Source organism: Saccharibacillus sp. WB 17, assembly GCF_008634075.2.
GTDB classification, from domain to species: domain Bacteria; phylum Bacillota; class Bacilli; order Paenibacillales; family Paenibacillaceae; genus Saccharibacillus; species Saccharibacillus brassicae.
The window spans coordinates 136,673-143,137 of sequence record NZ_VPFK02000003.1; the positions used below are offsets into that span (position 1 = coordinate 136,673).

Consider the following 6,465-nt stretch of genomic DNA (forward strand, 5'->3'; position numbering starts at 1 on the left):
GCAGCCAAACCGCAGACGTCGGCGTTCGGACAGCCGATACCGTGCGGAAAGATTGACCGTGCGGTTTTTCGGATGACCGGACCGTCGATTGCCGCTTCAATAGCGAACGCTTACATGGCGGAGTCAGATGTGCTAAAAATTTAGCAAGGAACTTGCCAAACAAATTGAACTTGCTAGCAAAAAGCGTTACAATCGAAGAGTAAACATTTTGTTCACTAATTTGTAAAAAGTATTGTACCGGCATTTGAATCGGCTTTTGCAAACATAATACGGAGGGTGGCAGCGATGGCGAAACAGTTTTCGAGCACGCACGAGCCATGGGAAAAGTATTACGGTCCGAATCTCGGATACGTACAGGAGCAATACGAACGTTATCAGGAGAATCCGGAATCGGTGGAACCTTCCTATCGGGAGTTGTTCGAACGCTTCGGCGCACCGCCTCAGCATCGCGCTTTGGGACTTTCGGCCCCTGCCGAAACCAGTCAAACGGGCTTTGATTCGCAATCATTAAAGAAAGCGGTTGCAGCAAGCAAGCTGGTATGGAACATTCGCACTTACGGCCATTTGGCCGCGGATATCGATCCGATCGGACTTGACGAGAAACCCAAAGTATCGTTCCTCGAACCGCAGGAAGTCGGTCTCACCGAACAGGATCTGGCTTCGCTGCCGGCTTCGCTGATCTGGGACGACGCTCCGCAGGACGTTTCGAACGGACTGGACGCGATCCGCAGGCTGCGGGAAATTTATACCGGTACGACCGCGTATGAGTTTTCGCATGTGCACGACGAGAAAGAACGCGATTGGCTGAATCAGCAGGCCGAAGAACGCCAGCATTCCGCCAAGGAATTGTCCCCGGAAGAACGCAAGACGCTGCTTGAGCGCCTCGTGCAGGTCGAACAGTTCGAAGAGTTCCTGCATAAGACGTTCGTCGGCCAGAAACGGTTTTCTATCGAAGGCATCGACATGCTCGTGCCGGTTATGGACGAGCTTGTACACGGCTTCTCCGAAGCGGGAGCGGAACACGTCCTGATGGGCATGGCCCACCGCGGACGCCTGAACGTGCTTGCGCACGTGCTCGGCAAGCCGTACGGGCGCATTTTCTCGGAATTCCATCATGCGCCGAACAAGGACGTCATGCCGTCGGAAGGCTCGATGGGCATCAACTTCGGTTGGACCGGAGACGTCAAATACCATTTGGGCGAGAAAAGAGCGATCGGCGATCAGGGCAAGACGCGCCTGACGCTTGCGAACAACCCGAGTCACCTGGAGTACGTCGATCCGGTTGTCGAAGGCTTCGCTCGCGCGGCCCAGGAAGACCGGAGCGTACCCGGTTATCCGAAGCAGAACACGAACGCCGCGGCTTCGATCCTCGTGCACGGCGATGCGGCTTTCCCGGGCGAAGGAGTTGTGGCGGAGACGCTTAACTTCAACCAGCTCCCGGGTTACCAGAATGGCGGAACGGTACATATTATCGCCAACAACCGGCTCGGTTTCACGACCGAAAGCGGCGATTCCCGTTCTACGCATTACGCAAGCGACTTGGCCAAAGGCTACGAAATCCCGATCGTGCACGTGAACGCGGATGATCCGGATGCGTGCATCGCGGCAGCGCGCCTGGCGTGCGAATACCGCATGACGTTCAAAAAAGATTTCGTGATCGACCTGGTCGGCTACCGCCGATACGGTCACAACGAGACGGACGATCCCGAAACGACCCAACCTCTCGTATACAAAAAGGTTCGGGAACACGATACGGCTGCGGCCGTTTTTGCAAAAAAATTGCATGAAAGCGGTGTGATTGGGGCCGACGGACTGGCAGAGCTGCGCGGCAAGATCAACGACGTGTTCAAGCGCGAGTACGAAGAGATGAAGAGCGGCAAGCAGGGCGAGAGCCATCCGTTCCCGTTCGCTTCCAGCATCGACGAGACGCCGCTCGAATCCGTCAGCACGGCTGTCGAACTCGGCAAGCTGCGCTCGATCAACGAGAATCTGCTCAAGCGCCCGGACACGTTCAACACGTATCCGAAGCTTGAACGCATTCTCCAGCGCCGTCTGACCACGCTCGACGAAGGCGAGAAAGTGGACTGGGGCCAGGCCGAGACGCTGGCGTTCGCGACGATTCTGTCCGACGGCACGCCGATCCGCATAAGCGGCCAGGATGTGGAACGCGCGACGTTCGCGCATCGCAATCTCGTGCTCCACGACGCCAAGACCGGCGAGACGTTCTGTCCGCTGCATGTGCTGCCGGAAGCGAACGCTTCGTTCGCTATCCATAACAGCCCGCTGTCCGAAGCTTCGGTTATCGGCTTCGAATACGGCTACAACGTCTATTCGCCGCAGACGATGGTAATCTGGGAAGCCCAATACGGCGATTTCGCCAATGCGGGCCAGGTCCTGATCGACCAATTCGTCCTGCCGGGACGTTCCAAGTGGGCGCAGAAGTCGAGTCTGGTCATGCTGCTCCCGCACGGTTACGAAGGGCAGGGACCGGAGCACTCCAGCGCGAGACTGGAACGGTATCTGCAGCTGGCCGGCGAGAACAACTGCACCATCGTGACGCTGACGAGCGCGGCGCAGTATTTCCACCTGCTGCGCAGACAAGCGGCCATGACGAACCGCGAAGACGCCAAGCCGCTGATCGTGATGTCGCCGAAGAGCCTCATCCGCAATCCGCGCGTCGCTTCGCCGGCTGCCGATTTCACGGACGGAGCCTTCCGCGCGACCGTGGAACAGCGCGGCCTCGGGGAAGCGCCCGATCGCGTAACGCGGGTGCTGCTGACGGGCGGCAAGATCGCAGTCGAGCTCGAAGACACGATCGAGAAAGATCCGGAAGCCGACTGGAGCTGGCTGCACATCGTCAGAGTCGAGCAGCTGTATCCGTTCCCGGCACGGGAAGTGTCCGCTTTCCTGGAGCGATTCCCGAATCTGGAAGAGATCTACTGGGTTCAGGAAGAACCGCATAACATGGGCGCCTGGCGCTATATCGAACCGAATATCCGGGCCGTCGCTCCAAAAGGAATCGAAGTGACGTACACGGGAAGACCGGAACGTTCCAGTCCGGCAAGCGGCTACCAGCACATCCATACTTTCGAACAGCAAAAGATCATCCAAACGGCCCTGGGCCAAAATTCATCCAAAAAAAATCAAATGAGTTTGGGGAGGTAGCGCTGTGAGCGACATTAAAGTACCGGAAATGGGAGAGTCCGTCACCGAAGGCACGATTTTGCGCTGGACCGTGGCTGAAGGAGATGCCGTACAGCAGGGTGACGTACTGCTGGAGCTCGAGACAGACAAGGTTAACCTGGAAGTGAGCGCGGAATCGAGCGGCCTGCTCGAAACGCTGCTGCGCCAAGAAGGCGACACCGTTCAAGTCGGCGAAGTCATCGGCCGTATCCGTACGGGCGACGGCGCTTCGTCGACGACGGGCACCGCTTCGGCTCCGATCGGCGAAGAGAAAGCTTCCGCCGCGCCGACGCCGGAAGCGGCCGCTCCGTCCGCTTCGCTGGCGACCAGCCCCAAAGCCGCGGAAGCGGTCAGCCCGCCTCCTGCGGAAAGCGGCGACGCCTCGGCCAAAGCTTCCCCGGGCGCGCGCAAGCTTGCGCGCGAACGCGGCGTCGAGCTCGGCAGCGTGCCGAGCGCCGACCCGATCGGCCGTGTCTATGCCGGCGACGTGAAATCGTTCGCCGAAGGCGGCCCGGCCGCCCAGAATCCGTCGGCGCCTCAGCCGCCGAGCGCGCCGGCCCCGAAACCGGCCGCCGCGCCCAAAGCAGCCTCGGCACCCGCGGCCAATGATCCGCTGAAGCCGATCGAGCGCCAGCGCATGTCGCGCCGCCGTCAGACGATCGCTACCCGCCTCGTCGAAGCCCAGCACAACGCCGCGATGTTGACGACGTTCAACGAAGTGGATATGACCGCGATCCTCGACGTGCGCAAACGTCGCAAAGACGCGTTCAAACAAAAATTCGATGTGAACCTCGGCTTCATGTCGTTCTTCACCAAAGCGGTAGTCGGCGCGCTCAAAGCGTTCCCGGCCGTGAACGCAGAGATCGACGGCGATGAAGTGGTATACAAGAAATTTTACGATATCGGCATTGCCGTATCCGCCAAAGAAGGACTTGTTGTGCCGGTCGTACGTGACGCGGATCGACTGGGCTTCGCCGAAATCGAGAAATCGATCGCGGGCCTGGCTACCAAAGCTCGTGACAACCAGCTTGCGTTGTCCGATCTGCAGGGCGGTACGTTCACGATTACGAACGGCGGCGTCTTCGGCTCCCTGCTGTCCACGCCGATTCTCAACGCGCCGCAGGTCGGCATTCTGGGCATGCACAAGATTCAGCTGCGTCCGGTTGCGATCGACGCGGAACGGATGGAGAATCGCCCGATGATGTACGTGGCGCTTTCTTACGACCACCGCATCATCGACGGTTCGGAAGCGGTTCGCTTCCTCGTCAAAGTCAAAGAACTGCTTGAAGATCCGGAATCGCTCCTGATCGAGAGCTAAGCCGACGTCCTGCTTGGATATAGGCATACAGAAAAGCCCTTTTCGAACGTTGCGTTCGAGAAGGGCTTTTTTTGTTGTGTAGGATGCGTTATCTTTTTCAGTTACTTTTTCAGTTATTATAGAAGAAAGACGGTGGGAAAGCCGCGGATCAGGACAAGTCCGGACGTGCTTTCTTCGTACCGCGATAGTATCGATACAAGTGAACGGTAATGATTTTGACGACCATATAAGAAGGAATCACGATCAGAATGGCGATAAATCCTCCGATCGCTCCGCCGCTGAGCAGCAGGAACACGGTAGTCAACGGATGAATATCGAGCGCCGATCCGTAAATGACCGGAGACAGCAGGTTGTTGCGCAGCATTTGCCCCAATACGATAACGAGAATGATCCAGATCACCGAAGCGGGAGAATCGATAAAGCCGACGATCACGACCGGAATCGCACCCAGGTACACGCCGATATAAGGGATCATATCTGTCAGTATAATGAACAGCACGAGCAGCAGCGGATACGGAATGCCGATAATCAAAAAGCCGATCAGGTCGAATACGCCGACGCACGCCGCCAACATCACTCTCCCTACGATAAAACCGCTCAGCGCGCCGTCAATAGCCATCGCCATCTGGCGGAAAGTGGGCCGATATTTGAAGGGAACGGCTTTCAGCAGGAAGGCATAGCCTTTTCGATCGTCTTTTAACATGAAGTACAGAATCATCGGAACGACCGAGACGACGAGAAAGATCCAAGCGACCACGGAAAAAGCGCTGCTGAGCGAATTCGTGGCGGAATTGATGAAGTTTTCCAAATAACCCGATAACTGCTGCGGCAGATCGATCCCTACATCGATATCGTTGATCGGCGTGCCCCAGATTTCCTGTTCCTGCAAATGCAGCATCAGTCTTTGAAGTTGATCGGAGAAGTTCTGGGCCAACTGCGGCAGGTTACTGTTGAAATTCACAAACTGCGAACGCAGAATCGGCCATACCCAAATCGCGAATCCGGCAAAGATGCCTACGGCAGCCGCATAAAGCATCAGAATCGACCAGGGACGCACGATATGCCATTTATTCAGCCTGCGGATAATCGGCCTGAACAAATAGTAGAGGAATAAAGACATCACTATAGGAAAGAAGATTAAGCTGAAAGCCGCTTTGAGAGGAGCGAGGATACCCGGAATCTGCGTTAAAAGAAAAAGGATGACAAGAACGAAAATAATATGTAAGCTTATTCGAGCGAAGCGGTCGGACTTAAACATGGAAGCCTCCTTCGTTAAATTGAAAATTATGTAATAAGTTTGAAAAGAAAGCGTTTCATTTACGAATCTAAAGCTTATTAATAGATGTACACTTTGTTTGTGGCGCTCAACTCACCTTGTGTATCATTATAACTCAAGATCGTTTTTTGTACTTCTTCACTGGCGATAAACTTGCCGAATGAGTTCGAAGATAAGGTACGCAGAAAAAAACGAGAAAAGTTTGAAAAAGGGGTTGCGCACTTAGCAAGCAGGTGATAAGATATAAATCTAGTCGCCGAGCAAATGCTTGCTTGACGGAATGTCGAGAAGGCATGACGGTGATTTGGATAGAGTAAGATCTCAGTAGATGATAAGTTTGTTCTTTGAAAACTGAACAGTGAGTAACGAGAATCACGGAACCCAGTCGGGCCAAGTGATTCGAGGAACCGCGCTTAGCGAAGGGTTTTGATCTTCGGATCTGAATCTCTGAAACTTCAGCACGGTTTAGAGTGAATATAGGGAATGCAAATTCCCGCCAGCCGGAACGAAAATTGCTGACCCCTTTGGGCAAAGCGATTTGCAGTTCCAGCGTCTAGCTAGAACGAGCACATGGTGCTTTCTTTAAAAAGCGAAGATCAAGTGACCGCTTGGTTCAAAGCCTTGGCCCTAAGGGTTCCGGCTTTGAAGTCGCGGTTGCGAAAGTGTTCGCAACTTAATGGAGAGTTTG

Annotated in this window: 3 protein-coding genes; 2 read left to right on the forward strand and 1 reads right to left on the reverse strand. The window is 55.3% G+C overall.

From position 1 onward, the window contains the following. Window positions 1–285: 285 nt before the first annotated feature. A complete protein-coding gene (locus FTE24_RS01170) occupies window positions 286–3,165 on the forward strand; it encodes a 2-oxoglutarate dehydrogenase E1 component (protein ID WP_150235650.1) in 2,880 nt (959 codons plus the stop codon). A 4-nt stretch (window positions 3,166–3,169) separates the two neighbouring features. Then, window positions 3,170–4,501 carry a 2-oxoglutarate dehydrogenase complex dihydrolipoyllysine-residue succinyltransferase gene (gene odhB, locus FTE24_RS01175; RefSeq protein WP_150235648.1) on the forward strand — a complete coding sequence of 444 codons (1,332 nt, stop codon included), beginning with the start codon at window positions 3,170–3,172 and terminating at the stop codon, window positions 4,499–4,501. A gap of 148 nt (window positions 4,502–4,649) precedes the next feature. Here odhB and FTE24_RS01180 read toward each other — a convergent pair whose 3' ends face one another. Next, window positions 4,650–5,759, reverse strand: coding sequence for an AI-2E family transporter (locus FTE24_RS01180; RefSeq protein WP_150235646.1), 1,110 nt, complete (start codon window positions 5,757–5,759; stop codon window positions 4,650–4,652). Between the last annotated feature and the right edge of the window lie 706 nt (window positions 5,760–6,465).

Bases quoted from the DNA above. Each gene is read 5' to 3' on its own strand.
- FTE24_RS01180 (WP_150235646.1), bottom strand. From the start codon at position 5,759: ATGTTTAAGTCCGACCGCTTCGCTCGAATAAGCTTACATATTATTTTC.
- FTE24_RS01170 (WP_150235650.1), top strand. From the start codon at position 286: ATGGCGAAACAGTTTTCGAGCACGCACGAGCCATGGGAAAAGTATTAC.